At 65.9% G+C, this 21,822-nt stretch carries 20 protein-coding genes; 11 read left to right on the forward strand and 9 right to left on the reverse strand.

The genetic code is table 11. The features are described from left to right. The first annotated feature begins 43 nt into the window (after positions 1 to 43). A complete protein-coding gene (locus MJ606_RS04860; protein ID WP_243048265.1) occupies positions 44 to 739 on the forward strand; it encodes a Pr6Pr family membrane protein in 696 nt (231 codons plus the stop codon). On the opposite strand, the gene MJ606_RS04865 is transcribed toward MJ606_RS04860, so the two are convergent. Both MJ606_RS04865 and MJ606_RS04870 read right to left on the reverse strand, forming a co-directional pair. Then, the gene (locus MJ606_RS04865) at positions 703 to 1,386 is read right to left on the reverse strand and encodes a glutathione S-transferase family protein (RefSeq protein WP_243048266.1); all 684 of its coding nucleotides are present in this window, start codon (positions 1,384 to 1,386) and stop codon (positions 703 to 705) included. The genes MJ606_RS04860 and MJ606_RS04865 overlap by 37 nt on opposite strands. Positions 1,387 to 1,398: 12 nt before the next feature. Further along, complete coding sequence (locus MJ606_RS04870) at positions 1,399 to 2,325, reverse strand: DMT family transporter (protein ID WP_243048267.1); 927 nt, start codon at positions 2,323 to 2,325, stop codon at positions 1,399 to 1,401. Positions 2,326 to 2,436: 111 nt separating this feature from the next. Between MJ606_RS04870 and MJ606_RS04875 the strand changes: the two genes are divergently transcribed. Then, complete coding sequence (locus MJ606_RS04875; protein ID WP_243048268.1) at positions 2,437 to 2,946, forward strand: Lrp/AsnC family transcriptional regulator; 510 nt, start codon at positions 2,437 to 2,439, stop codon at positions 2,944 to 2,946. Positions 2,947 to 3,391: 445 nt separating this feature from the next. Next, positions 3,392 to 5,011, forward strand: coding sequence for an MASE1 domain-containing protein (locus MJ606_RS04880; protein ID WP_243048269.1), 1,620 nt, complete (start codon positions 3,392 to 3,394; stop codon positions 5,009 to 5,011). A 13-nt stretch (positions 5,012 to 5,024) separates the two neighbouring features. Here the strand turns inward: MJ606_RS04880 and MJ606_RS04885 are convergent, their stop codons facing one another. Beyond that, the gene (locus MJ606_RS04885; protein ID WP_243048270.1) at positions 5,025 to 5,480 is read right to left on the reverse strand and encodes a hypothetical protein; all 456 of its coding nucleotides are present in this window, start codon (positions 5,478 to 5,480) and stop codon (positions 5,025 to 5,027) included. Positions 5,481 to 5,728: 248 nt separating this feature from the next. Here MJ606_RS04885 and MJ606_RS04890 point away from each other — a divergent pair, with 248 nt between their 5' ends. The 6 genes from MJ606_RS04890 to MJ606_RS04915 all read left to right on the forward strand — a co-directional run bounded on the left by MJ606_RS04890 (position 5,729) and on the right by MJ606_RS04915 (position 13,995). Then, positions 5,729 to 7,270: a peptidase S10 gene (locus MJ606_RS04890; RefSeq protein ID WP_243048271.1), complete on the forward strand. Its 1,542-nt coding sequence runs from the start codon at positions 5,729 to 5,731 to the stop codon at positions 7,268 to 7,270. A 23-nt stretch (positions 7,271 to 7,293) separates the two neighbouring features. Then, positions 7,294 to 8,865 carry a peptidase S10 gene (locus MJ606_RS04895; protein WP_243048272.1) on the forward strand — a complete coding sequence of 524 codons (1,572 nt, stop codon included), beginning with the start codon at positions 7,294 to 7,296 and terminating at the stop codon, positions 8,863 to 8,865. Then, the gene (gene acpA / locus MJ606_RS04900) at positions 8,862 to 10,553 is read left to right on the forward strand and encodes an acid phosphatase (protein ID WP_243048273.1); all 1,692 of its coding nucleotides are present in this window, start codon (positions 8,862 to 8,864) and stop codon (positions 10,551 to 10,553) included. Before MJ606_RS04895 ends, acpA begins: the two co-directional genes overlap by 4 nt. A gap of 94 nt (positions 10,554 to 10,647) precedes the next feature. Further along, entirely contained in the window at positions 10,648 to 10,959 is a 312-nt protein-coding gene (locus MJ606_RS04905; RefSeq protein WP_243048274.1) for an EF-hand domain-containing protein, read from the forward strand. A gap of 100 nt (positions 10,960 to 11,059) precedes the next feature. Next, on the forward strand, positions 11,060 to 12,913 hold the full coding sequence (locus tag MJ606_RS04910; protein WP_243048275.1) for a M1 family metallopeptidase: 1,854 nt from the start codon (positions 11,060 to 11,062) through the stop codon (positions 12,911 to 12,913). Between the two features lie 77 nt (positions 12,914 to 12,990). Continuing rightward, complete coding sequence (locus MJ606_RS04915) at positions 12,991 to 13,995, forward strand: alpha/beta fold hydrolase (protein WP_243048276.1); 1,005 nt, start codon at positions 12,991 to 12,993, stop codon at positions 13,993 to 13,995. Between the two features lie 10 nt (positions 13,996 to 14,005). On the opposite strand, the gene MJ606_RS04920 is transcribed toward MJ606_RS04915, so the two are convergent. The 4 genes from MJ606_RS04920 to ttcA form a co-directional block, all read right to left on the reverse strand. After that, a complete protein-coding gene (locus tag MJ606_RS04920; RefSeq protein WP_243048277.1) occupies positions 14,006 to 14,776 on the reverse strand; it encodes a YgjP-like metallopeptidase domain-containing protein in 771 nt (256 codons plus the stop codon). 153 nt (positions 14,777 to 14,929) lie between these two features. Then, complete coding sequence (locus MJ606_RS04925; RefSeq protein WP_243048278.1) at positions 14,930 to 15,847, reverse strand: recombination-associated protein RdgC; 918 nt, start codon at positions 15,845 to 15,847, stop codon at positions 14,930 to 14,932. Positions 15,848 to 15,968: 121 nt separating this feature from the next. Further along, the gene (locus tag MJ606_RS04930) at positions 15,969 to 17,168 is read right to left on the reverse strand and encodes an amino acid aminotransferase (RefSeq protein WP_343214793.1); all 1,200 of its coding nucleotides are present in this window, start codon (positions 17,166 to 17,168) and stop codon (positions 15,969 to 15,971) included. A gap of 30 nt (positions 17,169 to 17,198) precedes the next feature. After that, entirely contained in the window at positions 17,199 to 18,062 is an 864-nt protein-coding gene (gene ttcA, locus MJ606_RS04935) for a tRNA 2-thiocytidine(32) synthetase TtcA (protein ID WP_243048279.1), read from the reverse strand. 100 nt (positions 18,063 to 18,162) lie between these two features. On the opposite strand from ttcA, the gene MJ606_RS04940 reads away from it, so the two are divergent. Together MJ606_RS04940 and MJ606_RS04945 are read left to right on the forward strand one after the other, a co-directional pair. Then, positions 18,163 to 18,369 (forward strand): DUF465 domain-containing protein, encoded by a 207-nt coding sequence (locus MJ606_RS04940; protein WP_243048280.1) that lies wholly within the window; start codon positions 18,163 to 18,165, stop codon positions 18,367 to 18,369. A gap of 314 nt (positions 18,370 to 18,683) precedes the next feature. After that, the gene (locus MJ606_RS04945) at positions 18,684 to 19,280 is read left to right on the forward strand and encodes a GNAT family N-acetyltransferase (RefSeq protein WP_243048281.1); all 597 of its coding nucleotides are present in this window, start codon (positions 18,684 to 18,686) and stop codon (positions 19,278 to 19,280) included. Positions 19,281 to 19,289: 9 nt separating this feature from the next. Here the strand turns inward: MJ606_RS04945 and pssA are convergent, their stop codons facing one another. Together pssA and MJ606_RS04955 are read right to left on the reverse strand one after the other, a co-directional pair. Next, entirely contained in the window at positions 19,290 to 20,684 is a 1,395-nt protein-coding gene (pssA, locus tag MJ606_RS04950) for a CDP-diacylglycerol--serine O-phosphatidyltransferase (protein ID WP_243048282.1), read from the reverse strand. Positions 20,685 to 20,786: 102 nt separating this feature from the next. Next, positions 20,787 to 21,821, reverse strand: a complete 1,035-nt coding sequence (locus MJ606_RS04955; protein WP_243048283.1) for an HlyD family secretion protein — start codon at positions 21,819 to 21,821, stop codon at positions 20,787 to 20,789. Position 21,822: the final 1 nt, after the last annotated feature.

A 21,822-nucleotide genomic window follows, 5' to 3' on the forward strand; every position in this document is an offset into this window, starting at 1 on the left:
TGGCATAGTGGCCCGACCCTCCGCCCCAAGGCCGACAATTGCCATGACTCAACCCTATCGCCCGCTGGCGACCTTCGGCGCCCTGCTCGGCTGGTTCGGGCTGGTGCTGCAGTTCTGGCTGTCGATCCAGCTGACCGAGGCGCAGGGCCAGGGCGCGCTGGCCGGCGTGTGGTTGTTCCTGGCCTTCTACACCATTCTCACCAACCTGCTCGTGGCGATGGCATTGACTGCCGCGGCGCGGGGGCCGCAAGGGGCGATCACGCGCTTCCTGTTGCGTCCCGGCGTGCAGACGGCGCTGGCGATGAGCATTGCCATCGTCGGCCTGATCTACAACCCGATGTTGCGCCAGCTGTGGCATCCCGAAGGCTGGCAATTGGTGGCCGATGCGATCGCGCACGACATCATGCCGCCGCTGTACCTGCTGTACTGGTGGCTGGCGGTGCCCAAGCGCGGGCTGCGCTGGCCGCAGGTGCTGGTGTGGCAAAGTTATCCGGCGGCTTATTTCGTCTACGTGCTGCTGCGCGGCGCCGTGGACGGCTGGTATCCGTACCCGTTCCTCGATGTGCGCACGCTGGGTTATGGGCAGGTGCTGGTGGATGCTGTTTTCGTCATGCTGGCCTTTATCGCCGTCGCGCTCGTGCTGGTGGCGCTGGGGCATTGGCAGGCGCGCCGCGAGGCCTATGCAGCGCGCTTTGCGCCGATTCAGGCCGTGCGCAGGTCTTCCAGCACCGAGCCGTAGTGACGGGTTTCTTCCTCGTGTGCCTGGTCGCGCCAGCTTTCGGCAAGGGCGGCGGCGTACCAGCGGCGCATGGACGGCAACGCCAGTAGCCGCTGGGCATAGTCGGCCGCCGGGGCATCGAGCTCAAGGCCATAGGTCTGCACGCGGAAGGCCACCGGCGCGAAGAACGCATCCACCGCCGTAAAGGCCTTGCCGGCCAGATACGGTCCGCCAAAGCGCTGCAGCCCCTCGCACCAGAGCTCGTTGATGCGCGCGAGGTCGGCCTTCAACGCCGGACCGATCTCACGCAGACGCACGCGGATGCCGCAGTTCATGCCGCACTGATCGCGCAGCGTGGCAAAGCCGGAGTGCATTTCCGCCGAGGCACAGCGCGCCCAAACCCGCGCTTCACGATCGGACGGCCAGACGGCCGGATGGCTTTCGGCGAGATACTCGGTGATGGCCAGCGAATCCCACACCACCGTGGCGCCGTCGCGCAGGCAGGGCACACGACCGTTGGGCGAGAAGGCGCGAAATGTGTGCCAATTGGAACCCTGCCCAAACGGCACGATCTTTTCCTCGAACGGAATGGCCAGCTCGCTGAGCAGCACCCACGGGCGCAACGACCACGAGGAGTAGTTCTTGTTGGCGATATACAGCGAGAGCATGGGTAGCCTTCCTCAGTGCGATTTGGCTTGCGCCACGGTAGCGGCAGGTGCGATCGGCGCAGACGCGCGGCGCCTTGCATTGGCCAGCACCACGCCGCCCACGGTGATGACGCCGCCGACCAGGGTCAACAGGGTCGGGCGCTCGCCCAGCCATACCCAGCCGATCAGCACCGCGATCGGTGGCGAGAAGTAGATGAAGCTGCTCACCTGCGAGGCGGAGGCGCGATGCAGCGCGGCGTTCCACGCCACATAGCCGATGAAGGTAGGCGCGATACCCAGCCATAGCAACGCGTAGATATGCGTGGCAGGTGCCACCGCCAGCGCATGCGGCAAACCCAGCCCGAACGGCAAGGTGCCCAGCGTGCCGGCAAAAAAGGTGAACGCGGTGACGCCCAGCATGCTGTTGCGCACGAAGAATGGCTTCTGCCCCACGAAGAAGATCGCCGACGACAGCACGCTCACCAGCACCAGCGCTGCCATCGGCTCCACTTTCACCTGCTTGCCGCTGGTCAGCACCACCACCACCACGCCGACCAGCGCGACGGCCAGCCCGGTCAGGGTGCGGGGCGACAGGCGCTCACGCAGCCAGATCGCCGACAGCGCAGCGGTGGCGGCGGGGACCAGCGAGATGAGGATGGCGGCGGTGCCACTGGCCACACGGGTTTCGGCAGTGTTGAGGCAGAGGTGATAGGTGGTGAGGCCAATCACGCCAAGCGCAGCCAGCGGCAACCAGTCACGCCGCGCCGGCAACGGCACCCGCTTCACCGCCAGCAACACGGCAAAGCACAGCGAGCCGATGGCCAGGCGCGCCAGTGCCACCTCGCCAGGCGTGAACGAAGCCAGCGCATAGGCGATCGCGGCATAAGCCGACGACCAGGTAAGCAGGGCGATGCCGATATAGCTGAGGGCACGCCCGTCCAGGCGTTCCGGGGTCTGCATGGGGTGGATTCCGGGTGGAGGGAAACGTGCGCATCGTAAGTCGGGCCGGCGTGCGCTTGAATGATGAATCAGCGTACGATGGTGATGTTTCGCCAACGATCGAAATGTCCAATGAACGCCGCCACCTTTGAATCGAAACCAGTTTGGGACGCTACGGATTGGCAGCTGCTGGAGGCCCTGCAGCAGGACGCGCGCCTGGGCTACGCGGAGCTGGGACGCAAGGTGCGCCTGTCCGCCCCGGCCGTGGCCGAGCGCGTGAAGCGGCTGGAGGAAGCGGGCGTGATCGCCGGCTATCGCGCGGTGGTCAACCCGCGCAAGCTGGGCTACGAGATCGACGCCATGATCCGGTTGCGCTGCGACGGCGGCATCTGCGCCCGCGTGGGCTCGCTGGTGGCCGACATTCCCGAGGTGCTCGACTGTCGCCGCCTGGCCGGCGAAGACTCGGCCCTGTTGCGCGTGGTGGCGATGTCCATATCGCATCTGGAAGCGGTGCTGGACCGCCTGCTGAAGATCCACGCCAGCATCAGCACCACCACCCTGGTGGTGCTGCAGACACCGCACGAGAATCGCCCGCTGACACGCACGATGTGGAATGCGGGGCGAGCCCTGATGCAGGACTAGTAACCTGCGCAAGCTCTTTCGAACCGGGTGGGCGGCCCGCTGGCGCGGTTTCGGGGTCCTACACATCATCTTGACGGTGTGATCGGCGACGCTACGTGGCGCTCGCCTTCGGTACCCGATCCGCAGGGGCGTTGCCCTCTCACCAAATGTGATGCGCATCACATATTTGCGAATGAGCAGAACGTCGGCAATGCATTTGTTGCGGCTGAGATCAACGGCACGTGACACGCTTTACCCAGCGCCAAAATGCGCGGGGATGAGCAGGGTACCAACGGCGCGCCTCATGGATCCGGAGGCGCAATCGCTTACGAAGGTCAGCGCGATCCGATTGGGTTAGCATGCTTGGTGGTGCGGGGCGTGCGAGACATCTTGGGGCCCCAGTGAACCGCCCGGTCAGACCAGGCGGTCGGCAGGAAAAGGGGATTCCGTCCAGCAAGGGGTGGATATGCAGAAGGGAACAGGGGTGTCGTTCTGGCTTCGCCAAATAGCCGTGGCCGTAGGCTACGCCGTTATCGTGTCGCTCTTCCGCGAACTGTCGATATCGCATTGGCTGCTCCTGTGCGGGCTGCATATTTCCGTGCTGCTGCTGATGCCTTATCGCTATTGGCCGGCACTGCTGGTGGGCGAGACGGCGTCGCTAAGCTATCTGAGCATCACGTGCCTTGACCAATTTGGCATGACCTGGGCGCTGTGCAATGCCGTGCCAACGCTCGCTTTCACCATGCCCGTGGTCTATTTCTTTCGGGAACGTTGGCGTGTCCTTCCTAATCGCACGGCCGTCAACATGGCCCCACTGCTCGCGTGCATCTTACTGGTGGCGATGCTGAGGACAGCAAACAGCCTCGGCATGCTGGCGATAACCAAGCTCCCTGAAGGCTACCCTTCCATCAACTATGAGTTCCTGGCCAGCCAGTGGGCACTTGGCAATTACATGGGCGCCCTGACGATTGTTCCAATCGTGCTGGTGATTCATCAGGTGCTTCAGGGGACTTCCTGGCGTGCGCTCGGCACGACATTCCTTAAGAGCCGGCTGGCGATGGAATGCCTATTCCTGCTGGTGCCCACGCTGGCCTTCCTGGTGGGTCTTGGCCTGAGTGCATCCTCCACTGCACATACGCGACAGCTCGCCCAGCTGGCAATGTTCCTCCCCGTGGTATGGCTTACGCTCCGTTACGGCTGGCAGGGTGCGGCCGTGGGCGGCACGCTGGCAAGTCTCGCCGTGATCGTGCTGATGCCGAAGATGTTCGACGCCGATACGCTGAATGCCCAGGTATTCATCGCGTTCATCATCTCGACCATGCTGATCATGGGCGCCCGCATCGGTGCACTGAATCACCAGGCGCAACGGGAGCGCACCGACATGCGCATGGCGTTGGCCTTGGCACAACGCAACATGCAGCATGGCGAAGTGCAGCTGCGCATGACCTCGCAGTCGCTGGAGCAGGTTCGCGAAACCGTGCATGCGGTCTACAACGTGATGCTTGGGCGCCTGAAGCACATGGCTCCCGTCTTCGATGACCGCACTTACCGCCGGCAGGCCCTGGTAGCGCAGGACCAGCTGTATCGCCTGGCAGACAGCCTGTGCCCCGTAACCAGCGAACGCGGACTACCGGGCGTGCTGCGCGAGGGACCTATCGCTCGCGTGCTCCAAGAAACCGGCGTGGCCTACTGGTGCGACTTGCGCGGCCCGGTGAGCATGCTCTCGTCCACCATTCATCTGGCTATCTATCGCCTTGTCTGCGAGGCCGTTGCCGATGGTTGCGCGCGCAGGGATATCAGCAATATTCGCGTACAGGTTCGCTGTGGCCGGCGTGGCGATCGCCGCTGGAGCGTGGTTCGTGTCAATTTGCGGTCTGAGCCCGAGCGCCTGGCCGGAGTCCGGTGGGACGAGCTGCTGCCACGCGTGCTGCGCACCGCGACGGGACTCGGCTGGCCAGCCATCGAAGACCGCGCCGCCACGTTCGAAGGCAGGGCTCGCGAGCATCTGATATCGGGCGGACGCTGCATCAGCGTGATCCTCTATGACCCGGAATACCCTGGCAGCGTCGAGCGCCGCCAGGGTTGATCCCGCCACATCTTCACTGGTTGCGGTTGTTGCACTGGATGGGATCACAGGTCGACGTAGCCATAAGCTGCACCGTGCCATCTGTCTTCGGCGTGGCGGTCACCTGCACGGCAGCGTCCTGATACACCGTGGTCGGCGCCGCTGCCGGCTGCGCGGTCGTGGTCACGGCAGCAGGCTGCTGCGGGGTGGTCACCAGCTGCGCGAAGGCGCCGATCGGCAAGGTGATGAACTGGCCATTGGCGGTGCCGACGGCGCCGATGACGTTGCCGTTCTGGTCGTTGACCTGGACGTACTCGATACCACCGAGAACAAACACATAGGCGTGCCAGTTCGGGCTGGCGCTCACGTCGGTGGCATTCGGCCAGGATTGCCCGAGGCCGGTAGCCGGCGGGGCAGCCAAGGCTGCACCCGACAGACCCGTCAGCAGGAGCCCTGCGAGCGCCGCACGGCGCAGATGTGTCTTCGACATGGTCATTCCCCTCTCTGTGTGGTGATGACGCCTTCAGGCGCCTCCGGAATGTAGCACTTGAACGCCCTCAGGCTAGCCGGGGCTTCATCACGGTTTGGTGGACTGCCGCAGCCGGGCGCCCACACGAATGGCCGTCCGCGGCGCACGGTCCGGCGGGGGTCAACCAGTACTTTTGTCACGGTCGCCCCCCGGCCGCGATGCGCATACTCGACCCTGATGACATCGATCCAATGACACGGGGAGTTTGCATGCGTCGTCTGTTGTACTTGCTGCTGGGTGCCGGCGTTGCGCTGTCACCCGGCGCCACCCTGCTGGCCAAGGACGCGCCCGCCGAAAAATCCGCCGCCAGCAAGGACGAAGACGTCCAGGCCCCCACCACCGAAACAGCCGTGCGCACCAAACACAGCGTGAGCATCGGCGGCCGCTCGGTCGCCTATACGGCCACCGCCGGCACGCTGATCATTCGCGACGACAAGGGACAGCCGCAGGCCAGCGTGTTCTACGTGGCCTATACGGTGGACAACGGCAAGCCGGAGAAGCGGCCGGTCACCTTCCTCTACAACGGTGGCCCGGGCTCTTCCAGCATGTGGCTGCACATGGGCTCGTTCGCGCCGGTGCGCATCGAAACGGCCAGCCCCGCCGCCACCGCGCCCGCGCCGTACAAGCTGGTGCCCAACAACGACAGCCTGCTCGACAAGACCGACCTCGTCTTCATCGACGCGGTGGGCACCGGTTACTCGCGCCCGGTAGGCAAGGCCGAGGGCAAGGACTTCTGGGGCGTGGACCAGGATATCTCCGCCTTCAGCCGCGCCATCCAGCGCTACGTGACGCTCAACCATCGCTGGAACTCGCCCAAGTTCCTCTACGGCGAAAGCTACGGCACCACGCGCTCGGCCGCACTGGTGGATGCGCTGCAGGACAAGGGCATGTCGTTCAACGGCGTGATCCTGATGTCCTCCATCCTCAACTACGGCGTGCGCATGCCGGGCTACGACGAGATGTATATCGGCTACGTGCCCAGCTATGCGGCCGCGGCCTGGTATCACAACAAGCTGGCCAACAAGCCCGCCGACCTCAAGGCCTACCTGGACCAGGTGCGTGCCTTTGCGCGCGGCCCCTATGCCACCGCACTGGCCAAGGGCCAGGATGTGCCGCCAGCCGAGGCCGATGCGGTAGCCCGCCAGCTCGCCGGCTATACCGGGTTGCCGGTGGACTACATCAAGGAGGCGAACCTGCGCATCGATCCGTCGCGCTTCCGCAAGGAGCTGTTGCGCAACGAGCGCCGCACCATCGGTCGTTACGATGCACGCTTCGAAGGCGTGGATGAAGACGCGGCCGGCGAAGTACCCGGCTACGACGCCTCCGACACCGGCATCAGCGGCGCCTTTGTCACCGCGTTCAACGACTACGTCGTCAGCCAGCTGAACTATCACAGCGAGCTGGAATATCGCCCGACCTTTGGCGACATCGGCAAGGACTGGGACTGGAAGCACCAGGCCGCCGGCATCAAGCGCCCGCTGCCCACCGCTTATGTCGCCGGCGACCTGGCGCACGCCATGCGCACCAATCCCCATCTGCAGGTGCTGTCGGTGAACGGCTACTACGACTTCGCCACGCCGTTCTTCATCACCGAGTACGACCTGTCGCACATGAACCTCGAGCCATCGCTGCGCGACCACGTGCACTTCGTGTACTACCCCTCGGGACACATGATTTATCTGAATACCGAAGCGCTGCAGCAGCTCAAGGGCGACCTGGCCCGCTACTACGACGACACCACCCACTCCTGAGCCGTACCGGAGACGCTTTCCCCATGCGCCCTATGCCCTTCGCTTCGCTCGCCTTCGCCACCCTGCTGGCGCTGGGCAGCCTGCCGCTGCACGCCGCCGACGACACCAAGGACGCGCCCAAGGCGCAGGCCGACAAAGGCGACAAGGACAAGAACGACAAGAACGCCACCGATGAGCTGCCCATTCCGCCCGAGCGCTCGGTGGTCACCAAGCACAGCGTGCGCATCGGCGGACGCACGGTGAACTATCAGGCCACCACTGGCACGCTGCTGATCCGCGACGACAAGGGCAAGCCCACGGTGAGCTTTTTCTACGTCGCCTACACGGCGGATGGCGGCAAGAACAGCAAGCGCCCGGTGACGTTCTTCTACAACGGCGGACCGGGTTCCTCGTCCATGTGGCTGCACATGGGCTCGTTCGGCCCGGTGCGCGTGGCCAACGATGGCGACAAGCCGATTCCGCCCGCGCCGTATCACACGGTACCCAACGAGTTCAGCCTGCTCGACAAGAGCGACCTGGTCTTCATCGATGCGCCCGGCACTGGCTATTCGCAGCTGGTGGGCAAGGCCGAGGGCAAGGATGTCTACGGCGTGGACCAGGACGCCGATGCGTTTACCCGCTTCATCACCCGCTACGTGAGCGCCAACAACCGCTGGAACTCGCCCAAGTTCCTGTTCGGCGAAAGCTACGGCACCACGCGCTCGGCCGTGCTGGTGAAGTCGCTGCAGGACAAGGGCATGGAGTTCAACGGCGTGGTGCTGATGTCCTCGATTCTCGACTTCTCGGTGGCCGCGCCCGGCATCGACCACGGCTATATCGTCAACCTGCCGACCGAGGCGGCCATCGCCTGGTACCACGACAAGGTGCCCAACAAACCCGCCGACATCAGGGCCTTCCTGGCCGAAGTGCGCCGCTTCGCCTCCGGCGACTACACCCTGGCGCTGGCCAAGGGCGACGCCATCGATCCGGCCGAGGCCGACCGCATCGCCAACCAGATGAGCCATTACCTGGGCCTGTCGCCGCAGTACATCAAGGAGGCCAACCTGCGCGTACGACCCAGCCGCTTCCGCAAGGAACTGTTGCGCGACCAGCGCCTGACGGTGGGACGTCTGGACGGCCGTTTCGAAGGCATCGATCCGGATGCCGCCGGCGAAACGCCCGATGGGGACACCGCCAGCGACGCGGTCACCGGCGCCTATGTCGCCATGTTCAACCAGTACGTGGCGAACGAGCTGAAGTACACCGCCGACCGTCCCTACCTGCCCAACAACTACGGCGTCATCAACAAGGACTGGGACTGGAAGCGCAAGAAGACCGGCGGCTGGCTGCAGGCCACCTATGTCGGTGACGACCTTGGCGACGCCATGCGCCGCAACCCGCACCTTAAGGTGTTTTCCGCCAACGGCTACTACGACCTGGCCACGCCGTTCTACGCCACCGAATACGACCTTACCCACCTGGGCCTGGAACCGGCCCAACGCAAGAACATCTCGTTCGGCTTCTACCCTTCGGGGCACATGATCTATCTCGACCAGCAGTCGCTGGAACAGGCCAAGGCCGACCTTTCCCGCTACTACGACGACGCTGCACCGTGACCCAGCTTCCCCCTTCCCCACCCGACGACACCTCCACCGACGAGCCGATCGATCCCTCGCGCCGCCGCCTGCTGGGCGGCCTCGCCGTCACCGGCGCCGCGCTCGCCGTGGGTGGCCACCAGGCCGTGGCCGGCACGCCGCCAGCCCCGGCCGGCCGCACGGCCACCGCAATCGATGCGGCGCTACGCGAGCACATCCAGCACGTGGTGGTGATCTACGGCGAAAACCGCAGCTTCAACAACCTGTTCGCCAACTTCCCCGGCGTGGAGCGGCCGCTAAGCGCGCTCAAGCCGGAGGACTACCTGCAGCGCGATCGCGATGGCTCGGTGTTCGAGACGCTGCCGCCGATCTGGCATGGCCTCGCCCCGCATGCGCAAACCGTCAATCACCGCAACTACCTGGTGAAGCAGGAAGACCTGCTCGGCCTGCCGAATGCGCCATGGGCGTTGCGCACCGGCAACGGCGAGCCGCTGCCGCATGGCGTGGTCACGCGCGACCTGGTGCACAACTTCTACAACAACCAGCTGCAGATCAACGGCGGCAGGAACGACGGCTTCGTCGCCTGGGGCGATACCGGCGCGATGGTGATGGGCCACTACGACGACAGCGCCGCGAACCTGCGGCTGTGGCAGCTGGCGCGGCAATACACGCTGTGCGACAACTTCTTCATGGGCGCGTTCGGCTGCTCATTCCTCAACCACCAGTACCTGGTGGCGGCGCAACCGCCGTATTACCCGCACGCCGACCAGAGCCCCGCGCGCTTCAACATCGCCGTGACCGAAAGCGGCGAGCCCACCGACCATCGCCTGAAGATGGCGGACGACTCACCGGCCAGCGCCATGGATGGCAAGCCGAAGTTCGCCTCGCGCACCGCGCTGTCGCCGGATTTCTGGGCCGTCAACACGATGATGCCGCCCTATGCGCCCAGTGCCACCGAGTCGGGCAGCAATCCCGCGCTGGCCGATCCGGACAGCCCCAACACACTGCCGCCACAAACGCACAAGACCATTGGCGACGTGCTTTCCGCCGCGGGCGTGGATTGGGCCTGGTACGCGGGCGGCTGGCAGCTGGCGCTGGAGGGCAAGGGCGACGGCGACCAGCACGCTTTTCCGCAGCGCCCGAACTTCCAGATCCATCACCAGCCGTTCAACTACTTCAAGAGCTTCGCGCCCGGCACCGAGGCGCGTGCGAAACACCTGCGCGACGCAGGTATCGACGATACGGCACGGACCAACCACTTCATCGCCGACATCGAGGCGGGCCGCCTGCCCGCGGTGAGCTTCTACAAGCCGCAGGGCGATTTGAACATGCATGCCGGCTATTCGGATGTGGATGCGGGCGATCGCCACATCATGCGCGTGGTCGATGCGCTGCAGAAATCGCCGCTGTGGAAAAACCTGCTGCTGGTCATCACCGTCGACGAGAACGGCGGCTGGTGGGATCACGTGGCCCCGCCCAAGGGCGACCGCTGGGGACCGGGCACGCGCATCCCCGCCATCGTCGTGTCGCCGTTCGCCAAGAAGGGCCATGTGGATCACACCATCTACGACACCGGCTCCATCGCGCGTTTTCTCACGCGCCGCTTTGGCCTGGAGAAACTGCCGGGGCTGGCCCTGCGCGAGCAGGCCATGGTCGCCGCCGGTGGTCCGCCGCCGGGGGACCTCACCAACGCCTTGGTATTCGCCTGACGCCCTCCCCCTGCCCTGGCAGGGGGAGCAGCGAACGGAGCCCTCACACATCCGGTGACATACTGAGGGCCTTCGCTCAGGGAGAGAAACCACCATGCGTCACACCCGCCTGATCCTCGCCACGCTGGTCGCGCTGGCCACCGCCGCCGCAATCCACGCCCAAAACGGGCTGGGCAGCATCGCCAACACCGCGAACAATGCCATCAAGAATTTCGACATCGCCGACAAGAACCACGACGGCCTGCTGACCAGGGAAGAAGCAGAGAAAGGCCCCGTGCCCTTCATCCGCGCGCACTTCGACGAGATCGACAAGACCCATCGCGGCGTGGTCTCCAAGCGGGATGTGGCGGACTATGTCCGCTCGCTGCAGAAGCCGGCCCCGGCCGAGGCCAGCTCGACCCATTGAGGTGCTTGCGAAGGTCATGCCCTGAGGGATGACCTTCGGTAGCGGCGGCGGCTGGGCCGTCGATGGCATACTCGGCGCTTCTGTCTGTGGAGTTTCCCCGATGCGCCCGTTCCACGTCCTCGCCTTCGGCGCCCTGGTGCTGCCGCTGAGTGCCTTCGCCGCCGACCCGCATTCCTACGCCCAGCCCGACCAGGTGCGCGTCACCCACCTGGACCTGGACCTGAAGATCGACTTCCCGCACAAGCAGCTCGATGGCCAGGCCACGCTGCAGCTGGACTGGAAGGACGCCAAGGCGCCGTCGCTGGTGCTCGACACGCGCGACCTGAAGATCGCCAGCATCGAAGGCATCGACGCGGCCGGCAAGGCCAGCGCGCTGAAGTACGTACTGGCGCCGCGCGACAAGGAACTGGGCAGCAAGCTCACCATCGCCACGCCGCAGCATCCGGCGCAGGTGCGCATCGTCTACACCACCGTGCCCGCCGCCTCGGGCCTGCAGTGGCTTGACCCGGAACAGACGGCGGACAAGAAACTGCCCTTCATGTTCTCGCAGTCCGAATCCATCCACGCGCGCTCGTGGGTGCCGCTGCAGGATTCGCCGGCGGTTCGCTTCACCTACACCGCCCACGTCACCGCTCCCAAGGACGTGCGCGTGGTGATGAGCGCGATCAACGACGCCAAGCATCCGCTCAATGGCGATTACAGCTTCAACCAGCCGCATCCGATTCCCTCCTACCTGCTGGCCATCGGCGCGGGCGATATCGCGGCGAAGGAAACCGGCCCGCGTTCGGCCGTCTATGCCGAGCCCAGCGTGGTCGGCAAGGCAGCCAAGGAATTCGAGGACACCGAGAAGCTGATCGAGACCGCCGAGAAGCTCTACGGCCCCTACGCATGGGGCCGTTACGACCTGCTGGTGCTGCCGCCGTCATTCCCGTTCGGCGGCATGGAAAACCCCAACATGACCTTCGCCACGCCGACCCTGCTGGTGGGCGACAAGAGCCTGGTCTCGGTGATTTCGCACGAGCTGGCCCATTCGTGGTCGGGCAACCTGGTGACCAGTGCCGCATGGCGCGACATCTGGCTCAACGAAGGCTTCACCACCTACGTGCAAGGCCGCATCACCGAGGCGGTCTACGGCAAGACGCTGGCCGACGAGGAAGCGCTGATCTCCGCACGAGGGCTGCAGAAGACCATCAAGGACATGCCGGAGAACGCCCAGCGCCTGGCGCCGAAGCCCGGCATTGGCGCGGACGATTCGATTTCCGAAGTGCCCTACGACAAGGGCTCGTGGTTCCTGCGCACGCTGGAACAGCGCTTCGGCCGCGACACCTTCGACACCTACCTGAAGGGCTATTTCGCGCACTTCGCTTTCCAGAGCATCCATACCGAGCAGATGCTGGACTATCTCAAGGCCAATCTGATCGACAAGTACCCGGGCAAGATGAGCTGGGACGAAGTGCAGGCCTGGGTGTACCAGCCGGGCATCCCGAAGGATGCGCCGCTGCCCGACTCGCCGCGCTTCGACGCGATCGACAAGCAGCGTGCCGCGTTCCTCGGCGGCTCGCTGGCCGCCGACAAGCTCGATGCGAAGGGCTGGAACACGCAGGAGTGGATGTACTTCCTCGATGGCCTGCCGGACGTGACCCCGCTGGACAAGGTCAAGCAGATCGATGCCGCCTGGCACCTCACCGGCACGCCCAACGCCGAGATCGGCATGCGCTGGTACAGCCACGCCATCGCCGCCGGCGACAAGGACGTATGGCCCGCCGCGGCGGAGCACATGACCCGCATCGGCCGCCTGTACCTGACCATGCCGCTGTACAAGGCCTTCGCCAAGACGCCCGAAGGCCTGGCCTATGCCGAGCAGGTGTACGCCAAGGCCAAGGCCGGTTATCACCCGATGACGCAGGAAGCGGTGCAAGCCGTATTCGCCAAGGCGAACAAGAACAGCAAGTAAGTCGCCCGCGCTCCTCCTTGCAAAGGGAGGAGCGCGCCGCCATCGATGGTCGCGTCCCTTTACGTGCAGAGTCACCCATGAAGCCCACCTCCCCTTCGACCAAGGCCCCCGTTTCCACGCGTCCGCTGTGGCAGCGACTGGCCTTGCGCCGACTCAAGTTCCTCGCGTTCGTGGCGGTGTTGCTGGCCGTGGTGCTGGGCGGCTCGTATGCATTCGCGCCGCAGTGGCTGATGCAGGCCGAGATCAAGCGCGAGGCGATGTCCGCCCACCTGGACAAGCATTCGGTGCAGGTCGGCGACACCAACTGGGTGTACTACGAAGGTGGCGAAGGCCCCACGCTGGTACTGCTGCATGGCTTCGCCGCCGACAAGAACGTGTGGCTCAAGCAGGCCGAATTGCTGACCCCGCACTTCCACATCATCGCGCCCGACCTGCCGGGCTGGGGCGAGTCCACCCGCGTGGACGGCGCCAGCTACAACATCGACACCCAGGTGGCGCGCCTGCAGGGCTTCGTCGAAGCGCTGCACCTGCCGCGCTTCGTGTTGATCGGCCACTCGATGGGCGGCGCGATCGCCGGCGTCTACGCGGCCGAGCATCCGGAACACGTCGCCGAGCTGGCCCTGCTCGATGCGTTCGGCCTCAAGGCCAACGAGAACGACTTCTCACGCCTGGTGATGGCCGGCAACAATCCGTTCGAGTACGACAACCGTGAGCAATTCGCCAAGGCCACCGCCTGGGCCTTCGCCAAGCCGCTGTCGTTGCCGGGCCGCTTCCAGGATGTGCTGATCAAGCGCAACCAGGTCGACCGTCCCTTTATCGAACGCACCTTCAACGAGCTGCGCGAGCCGTCGCAATACCTGTCCGTGCAGAACCGGCTCGACCAACTGGCCATGCCGGTACTGGGCCTGTGGTGCCATGACGACAAGATCATCGACATCTCGGCGCTGGACAGCCTGCGCAACGGGCTGAAGAACGCCAGCGCCATCAGCACCAGCATGCTGACCGGCTGCAATCACATGCCGATCATGGAAAAGCCGGAAGAAACCGCGCGCATCCTGACCGCATTCTCGCTATCGCATTGATGCCGACGTTTTAGTCCGCCACGTCGGCGATCAGGCGATCCAGCTCGGTCTTCAACCACGCGCCATTGAGGCGCAGCCAGTCGCGCTGCTCGCGCCAGTCGGGAAACAGGCCTTCCACCTGCGCCCAGAAGCGCGGCGCGTGACTGCGCACCTTCAGATGACATAGCTCGTGCGCCAGCACATAGCGCAACGCCGCTGGCGGCGCGAGCGCCAGCGCGAGGTCGAGATTGATGCGATCACGCGTATCGAGGCTGCCCCACAGGCTCTTCATCGGGCGTACGCGCAAGGCGGTGGGCGCCAACCCCAGCATCGGCACATAGCCGGCCAGCCAGCGCGACACGTCGCGGCGCATCTGCGCTTCGAAGAACGAGGCCAGCAGGCCACGCGCCACCGGCAACGCCCGCGTATGCGGACGGGGAATGACCAGGGTCAACGTGCCCTCGCCCGCCTCCACGCGCGGATACGGACCTTCTGCCCAATCCAGCCGCACGGTTTCGCCACGCAGGGGAAATTCGGTGGGCGTGCCCACGCGCAGCGCCGGCAACGGTTTGACGATGAGATGCAATTCGTCGAGCTTGCGCTCCAGCCAGTCGGCGTGATGACGCAGGAACGCGCTGACCTGCGCTGGATGCGTGCCATGCGGATAGGACACCCGCGCACCCTTGGGCGTCACGGTAAGGCGCAGGCGGCGCGCACGCGGGTGCGCGGATTTCAGCACGCGGATCGTGCTGCCGCTTGTCGTGGCCAGTTCCAGCCAATCGCCTTCAAGGTGCTGCGTCATGTCCCCGCCCTGCTACTGCGTGGCGTCCAGGCCGGAAAGTGTCCCTCAGCCTATGTGGGGGGAGCATGCAGGCTTCGCAAGACGAGCCTGTGACCGGGGGGCCTGTCGCCCCTCCCCTGCTCGCAGGGGAGGGATTGGGGAGGGGTCAAGGCCTCAGCCCTCGGCCGGGCGCGGCAGCCCGAACCACTCCTCCAGCTTGCCCAGCAGGCGCTCCAGCTCCAGGGTCAACAGGGCGAAGCTGGCATCGGCCTCGGCGGCGGCGTCCGGGTGGCTGTCGCCCAGCTCGTCCAGGACCACGTCGAGGAACTTCAGCTTGCGCACGATCAGGTCCTCGCCCAGCACGAAGCTCATGCGCTCATCGAAAATGAGACCCAGCTGGAACACCTGCTTGCCGTTGCGCAGGTGCTCCTTCACCTCCTCGCTGTCCAGGTCCTGGCGGCGGCACTTGGCGATGGCGCCGGTGGCGCTGGCCGGGTCGCGCAGCTCCACCTCGTCGCCCAGGGTCAGGCCGGCCGGCAGGTTGCCGGTGGACAGCCAGTCGGTCATCAGCACGCGGGGACCTTCCTCCGGCGCCAGCGGCACCGCGGGGAAGCTGCCCAGGGCCTCGCGCATCTGGGTGAGCGCGTTCTCGGCGGACTTGCGACTGGAGGTATCCAGCACCAGCCAGCCGTGCTTCTTGTCCACATAGGCCTTCAGCCGCGAGCTGCGGATGAAGGCGCGCGGCAACAGTTCGTTGAGCACGTCCTCCTTGAGGCGCTTGCGCTCGCGACCGCCGACCTTGCGGCCTTCTTCTTCGGCGATCTTCTGCACACGGCGGTGAAGTTCGTCGTTCACCACGACGCCGGGCAGCAGCTTGTCCTCACCGCCCACGGTGACCATGGTGCAGGCGTTGACCACGTGGGTGAGCGGCGCTTCCTCGCCCCGGCCCACCGGCGGCACGAAACCCTTGGTGCCCATTTCCATCGGGCCGCAGGGGCGCAGGCGATGCTCGGCCAGCGCCTCGTCCAGGCGGTTCAGGTCTTCGGCAACGGCGGGGGAAAAGCGGAACAGCGTGAGATTGCGGAAAAACATTCGGTATCCGGATTCGTTTCTTGGCCGTCATCCCGGCGAAAGCCAGGATCCAGCGACTTTTTTGGCGCCCGAAGGCACTGGATCCCCGCTTGCGCGGGGATGACGGTGAGGGTCAGGCGGCTCAGCGGCTAACGGCGGCGACCGCGTTCACCACGGTGTCCAGGTTGGCGCGGTTCAACGCCGCCACGCAGATGCGGCCGGTGCCGATGGCGTAGATGGCGTACTCCTCGCGCAGGCGGTCCACCTGGGCCTTGCTCAGGCCCGAGTAGGAGAACATGCCGGCCTGCTCCTGGATGAAGGCGTACTGCGGCGCACCCGCCGCGGCCAGCTTCTCGACCATGCCGGCGCGCATCGCGTGGATGCGCTCGCGCATCTCGCCCAATTCCTGTTCCCAGATGGCCTTCAGCTCGGCGCTGTTGAGCACGCCCGACACCAGCGCGCCGCCGTGCGTGGCGGGGCTGGAGTAGTTGGAGCGGATGGTGCGCTTGACCAGCGACTGCACGCGCAGCGCTTCCTCGCGATCCTTGCCCACCACGGACAACGCACCCACGCGCTCGCCGTACAGCGAGAACGACTTGGAGTACGAGTTGGCCACCACGAACGATTCGAGGCCCGACGCGGCAAACAGGCGCACGGCGAGGGCGTCGGCATCGATGCCTTCGTCGAAGCCCTGGTAGGCCATGTCGATGAAGGGCATCAGCTTGCGCTCCTTCACCAGCTCCACCACCTGCTGCCACTGCCCGGCGTTGAGGTCCACGCCGGTGGGGTTGTGGCAGCACGCATGCAGCAGCACCACGGTGCCCGGTTCCAGCTTGCCGAGGTCGGCCAGCATGCCGGCGAAATCCAGGCCGTGGGTGGCGGCGTCGTAATAGGCGTAGTCCACCACCTCGAAGCCCGCCGCGGTGAACACCACGCGGTGGTTTTCCCAGCTGGGGTTGCTGATGGCGACCTTGGCGTTGGGCAGCACCTTCTTCAGCAGGTCGGCGCCGATGCGCAGCGCGCCGCTGCCGCCGATGGTCTGCGAGGTAGCCACGCGGCCAGCGGCCAGCAGCGGCGAATCCTCACCGAACACCAGTTTCTGGGTGGCGATGTTGTAGGTCGGCAGGCCGTCGATGGGCAGGTAGCCGCGCGGCTTGGCCTCCAGCGCCAGCGCCTGCTCCACCTCGCGCACGGCGCGCAGCAGCGGGATGCGGCCCTGCTCGTCGTAATAGATGCCCACGCCCAGGTTGACCTTGCCCGGGCGGGTATCGGCCAGATAGGCCTCGGTGAGTCCCAGGATCGGATCGCCCGGGGTCATTTCAACGGATGCAAAGAGAGACACGGCGTTACTCGACTGGTGGGTTAGGGGGATTCACGACTCGCCGGCGTTGCCGGCAAGCCACTGGTGCGCATCGGCGCGGGCCACACCTTCGCGCGCGCCCAGCGCGGCGAAGTCAAACAGGTTGCGATCGGTGAGCTGGGAGGGCTGCACGCTGCCCAGCGCGCGGAAAATAGTCTCGCTGCGCCCGGGGTACTGCTTTTCCCAGTCCTCCATCATGCGCCGAACCGCCTTGCGCTGCAGGTTTTCCTGCGAGCCGCACAGATTGCACGGGATGATGGGGAACTGCCGCTGCCCAGCATACTCGGCGATATCGCTTTCCTTGCAGTACGCCAGCGGGCGGATCACCACGTGGCGACCGTCGTCCGAACGCAGCTTGGGCGGCATGGCCTTGAGCTGCGCTTGGTAGAACAGGTTGAGGAAGAAGGTGCCGAGGATATCGTCGCGGTGGTGGCCCAGTGCGATCTTGGTCACCCCGTTGGTCGCGGCCCACTGGTACAGCGCGCCGCGCCGCAGGCGCGAGCACAGGCTGCACATGGTCTTGCCCTCGGGGATCACCCGGGTGACGGTGCTGTAGGTGTCCTGCTCGATGATGTGGAACGGCACGCCGCGCGCCGTGAGGTATTCGGGCAGCACGTGCTCCGGGAAGCCCGGCTGCTTCTGGTCCAGGTTCACCGCGACCAGCTCGAAGCGCACCGGCGCCTTGGCCTGCAGCGACAGCAGGATGTCCAGCAGCGTGTAGGAATCCTTGCCGCCGGACAGGCATACCATCACCTTGTCGCCGTCCTCGATCATGTTGAAATCGGCAATCGCCTGGCCCACCTGGTGACGCAGGCGCTTGGCCAGCTTGGCGGCCTCGTAGTGCTGCTTGCGGGGGATGTCGGGCTGGGCGGACATGGGCGGGATCGGGCAGGTCGGCCCCCCATTGTAGCGGCCTGACCGCCGGAGGTCCGGCGGCGGTACACTGAAGGCCAATTTGCTACCGCCCATTGCCCTCATGCAGGTTCAGGATCAAGCCGAGATCGCCCATCTGCTGGCCGAATTGCGGGTCGAGCATCGTGATCTCGATGTCGCCATCGAGCACCTGGCCGCGTCCATGAGCCGCGACGAGCTGCAGCTCACCCGGCTGAAGAAACGCAAGCTGCTGCTGAAGGACCATATCGCCCGCCTCGAAAGCAAGCTGATCCCCGACCTGGATGCCTGAACCCAAGAGCGCGGGACGGCGGAACCTGCTGTCCCGGCGAGGAAGTGTGGCGCGGTTGACTGAGCCCCCTAGGGTCGAATGCCGTCCTGGCAGTGGCATCAGCCCGATCCATCAATCACCGCGTCACGGGCTGAAGATTAGAAAGGCATCGAGCGCGCCCCTATCAGACATCTCTGAAAGTTGAGCCTTTCAACAGCATCAGCCGCGCGCCCCCTTAAGCGTTGTTCCCACGCCGATGGCCTGCTTAAATCGCGGTTTGCGCCGCCCTCGGGCGTTTGCCCTTGAAGGCGCCAGCTCGTTCGCCGGAGCCCTGCATGCCCTCGCTCGCCCCGTTTCGCCTGGAAGACGACTACGTCGCGCTCGAACCGCTGTCGCCCGGGCATGCCCCGGCGCTGGAAAGCGCCGCCGCCGACGGCGAGCTGTGGAAACTGTGGTTCACCAGCGCGCCGGCGCCGGGAGAAACGGCGGCCTATATCGCCAAGGCGCTCGACGGCCAGGCCGCGGGCCAGATGTTGCCGTTCGCGGTGCGCGAAAAACGCACCGGCGAGATCATCGGCACCACCCGCTTCTACGATTTCGTATCGGAGCCGCCGCGCGTCGCCATCGGCTACACCTGGTATGCGAAGCGCTGGCAGAAGAGTCACGTCAACACGGCCTGCAAGCGCCTGCTATTCAAGCACGCCTTCGAAACGCTGGGCTGCGTGGCGGTGGAGCTGCATACCGACCATCGCAACCTCGACTCGCAACGCGCCATCGAGCGCCTCGGCGCCCAGCGCGAAGGCGTGCTGCGCAACCACAAGCGTCGCCCCGACGGCAGCCTGCGCCACACCGTGTGCTTCAGCGTGATCGACAGCGAATGGCCGGATATATCGCGTTGGCTGGCGCTCCGGCTGCAACGACTCGCCGGTTGACCCATACAGTCAGAGCAGGCGGCCGATCAGGCGATCGAGCCGCACGCGCCGCAGCCGCTTGAACAACCGCCGCACTTCCGGCGGATAGCTGCGCGTACCCTGCAGCTCGCGGTAATGCCCCAGCCGCGTGGCGTGCTTGCGCAGCGTCTGCCACTCGGCCTCGTGTTGCGCCACCAGCAGCCCGGCAGGATCACGCAAGACCAGGCCATTTTCCAGGTCCAGCGCCCACGCTCGCGGATTGAGATTATTGCCGGTGAGCACGGCGACATCCTCGTCCACGAACAGGCCCTTGAGGTGATAGCTGTTGTCGCCGTCGCGCCACAACCACAGGTTCAACTGGCCACTGTCGATGGCCGACTGGTGCGAACGTGCGAAGCGACGCAGGTTGCTCTCGTACAAATAGGGCAGCAGGCCGATGCGGTTGAACGGCTGTCCTGGCGGTATGTAGAAATCGTTGGCCACCTTGTCGCCCACCATGATGTCCAGGCGACAGCCCCGGCGTAGCAGCTGGCCGATCACGACACGCACCGGTCGCGGCAGGTTGAAGTAGGGCGTCAGCACGATCACCCGCTGCCGCGCGCCGCGCAACAGCCCCAGCAGCACCTCGTTGAGCGCATTGTCGCTGCGGCCAAAGCCTGCCAGCGGAGTCACCGCGACCTCGCCGTCGCCTGGCGCCTCCTGCGCACCGGCGTACTGCGCCCGCTGCAGCGACTGGCGCAAGCGCCGGATCGGCTCCTGCAGCTCGCGCGATCGCGGCAACGGCAGGCGATCGAAGCGCGGCGCCGCGTCACTGTCGCGAAACTGCGCGTGAACGTAGCCGGCCATGCTGTCGGCCAGCGCCCGGTGGCGGATGAGGTGATAGCGGTCCAGCCGGTAGCGCCCGTGCCGCGCCAGATAGACATCGTTGAGGCTGGCGCCGCTGTAGAGCACGCTGTCGTCGATGATGAAGCCCTTCAGGTGCAGCACGCCGAACAACTCGCGGTTCTGCACCGGCACGCCACGGATCACCACGCCATCGCCATGGCGCTGCGCATACTCGCGGTACATCGCGGCGTTGCCTTCGCTGCTGCCCTTGCCGATCAGGCCGCGCCGCGCGCGATGCCAGTCGACATACACCTCGATGCCCAGCCCGGGTCTCGCCGCGTGGGCAGCGTAGAGAGCGTCGAGCACTTCGCGACCGGCCTCATCGTCCTGCAGGTAAAGCGCCACCAGCACGATGCGCCGGCGCGCCTGGCCGATCATCGCCAGCAGGGTTTGGCGAAAGGCCGCGGGACCATCGAGCGTGCTGATCGCGGCGGCGGGCACCGCAAGGCGGGGGTAGGCGGACAGGTCCAGCGCACGCTGGCGGCCCAGCGACAGCAGACGGCGGGCAAGACGGCGCGGTGAAGGCAAAGGTCGACTCATGGGCGCCATGGTAATCAAGCATGGCGGGGAAAGCCGAATGTGGGCGCGCAGAAAACATCGCAGGCTGCCCCTCGGCTACCGCGGGAACAGCCTGCGATCGGCTCAGGGCTGCGCGCCTTGCTTGTCTTTGTCGAGCACGCGGCGTGGCTGCACGTCGATGCTCGCGGTCATGCCCGCAGCCAGCACCACATCCTTGGGCACGCTGGCCTCGTCGATGGCGACACGCACCGGCACGCGCTGCGCCAGACGCACCCAGTTGAAGGTCGGGTTCACGTCGGCCAGCAGATCCCTGCCGGTGGGGTTGTCGCGATCGGTGATGCCGCGCGCGATGCCGATGATATGTCCCTTCAGATGGATGCCGCCGCTCATCAGGCGGATGTCCACCGGGTCGCCCACGCGCACCTGCGGCAGCTTGGTTTCCTCGAAGTAGCCGTAGATGTAGTAGCTATGGCGATCGATCAGCGCCAGACGCGGGCTGCCGGTGGCGGCGTAGTCGCCCACGCGGACATCGAGGTTGGTGACATAGCCGTCGACCGGCGCGCGCACTTCGGTGCGTTCCAGGTCGAGCCGGGCGCGATCCACCACCACCTGCGCCTGCACCACGGCCGCCTCGGCCTGCTCGCGTGCGGCATTGGCCTGGTGACCACTCGCCTGCGCCTGCTGCCACGCGGCCATCGCCGTATCGGCGACGGACTTGGCATCGGTGCGCTCTTCCTTCGGCACCACGTCCGCCAGCTCCTGGCGGCGCTTGGCCTGTTCCTGGCGCATGTCGTACTCGGCCTTGCGCGCGGCGGCGCTGGCCAGCACGGCGTCGATATTGGCGCCGGCGGCACGGGCGCTGGCCTTGGCGGCGGCGAGGTTGGCCTCGGCCTGTTGCAGGGCGATATGGAAGCGCTCGGGATCGACCTCGAACAACACGTCGCCCTTCTTCACCTCCTGGTTGTCGACTACCGCAACGCGGGTGACCAGGCCCGAGACATCCGGCGCGATGCGCACCACCTCCGCACGCACGCGGCCATCGCGCGTCCATGGCGAATACATGTAGTGATCCCACAGGGCGCGGCCGAGCAGCAGCGCCAGGATGACGACGAAGGCGGTGATGGCGAAGCGGAGCAGGGACTGGGGCGAAATCTTCATA

Origin of the sequence: Dyella sp. RRB7 (assembly GCF_022761115.1) — a bacterium.
Taxonomy (GTDB): Bacteria; Pseudomonadota; Gammaproteobacteria; order Xanthomonadales; family Rhodanobacteraceae; genus Dyella.

Coding starts and splice junctions, on each gene's coding strand:
- MJ606_RS04920 (WP_243048277.1), bottom strand. CDS start 14,776: ATGACGCAGCACCTTGAAGGCGATTGGCTGGAACTGGCCACGACAAGC.
- MJ606_RS04895 (WP_243048272.1), top strand. CDS start 7,294: ATGCGCCCTATGCCCTTCGCTTCGCTCGCCTTCGCCACCCTGCTGGCG.
- MJ606_RS04885 (WP_243048270.1), bottom strand. CDS start 5,480: ATGTCGAAGACACATCTGCGCCGTGCGGCGCTCGCAGGGCTCCTGCTG.
- MJ606_RS04890 (WP_243048271.1), top strand. CDS start 5,729: ATGCGTCGTCTGTTGTACTTGCTGCTGGGTGCCGGCGTTGCGCTGTCA.
- MJ606_RS04915 (WP_243048276.1), top strand. CDS start 12,991: ATGAAGCCCACCTCCCCTTCGACCAAGGCCCCCGTTTCCACGCGTCCG.
- MJ606_RS04925 (WP_243048278.1), bottom strand. CDS start 15,847: ATGTTTTTCCGCAATCTCACGCTGTTCCGCTTTTCCCCCGCCGTTGCC.
- MJ606_RS04940 (WP_243048280.1), top strand. CDS start 18,163: ATGCAGGTTCAGGATCAAGCCGAGATCGCCCATCTGCTGGCCGAATTG.
- MJ606_RS04865 (WP_243048266.1), bottom strand. CDS start 1,386: ATGCTCTCGCTGTATATCGCCAACAAGAACTACTCCTCGTGGTCGTTG.
- pssA (WP_243048282.1), bottom strand. CDS start 20,684: ATGAGTCGACCTTTGCCTTCACCGCGCCGTCTTGCCCGCCGTCTGCTG.
- MJ606_RS04910 (WP_243048275.1), top strand. CDS start 11,060: ATGCGCCCGTTCCACGTCCTCGCCTTCGGCGCCCTGGTGCTGCCGCTG.
- MJ606_RS04860 (WP_243048265.1), top strand. CDS start 44: ATGACTCAACCCTATCGCCCGCTGGCGACCTTCGGCGCCCTGCTCGGC.
- ttcA (WP_243048279.1), bottom strand. CDS start 18,062: ATGTCCGCCCAGCCCGACATCCCCCGCAAGCAGCACTACGAGGCCGCC.
- MJ606_RS04870 (WP_243048267.1), bottom strand. CDS start 2,325: ATGCAGACCCCGGAACGCCTGGACGGGCGTGCCCTCAGCTATATCGGC.
- MJ606_RS04955 (WP_243048283.1), bottom strand. CDS start 21,821: ATGAAGATTTCGCCCCAGTCCCTGCTCCGCTTCGCCATCACCGCCTTC.
- MJ606_RS04945 (WP_243048281.1), top strand. CDS start 18,684: ATGCCCTCGCTCGCCCCGTTTCGCCTGGAAGACGACTACGTCGCGCTC.
- MJ606_RS04875 (WP_243048268.1), top strand. CDS start 2,437: ATGAACGCCGCCACCTTTGAATCGAAACCAGTTTGGGACGCTACGGAT.
- MJ606_RS04905 (WP_243048274.1), top strand. CDS start 10,648: ATGCGTCACACCCGCCTGATCCTCGCCACGCTGGTCGCGCTGGCCACC.
- MJ606_RS04880 (WP_243048269.1), top strand. CDS start 3,392: ATGCAGAAGGGAACAGGGGTGTCGTTCTGGCTTCGCCAAATAGCCGTG.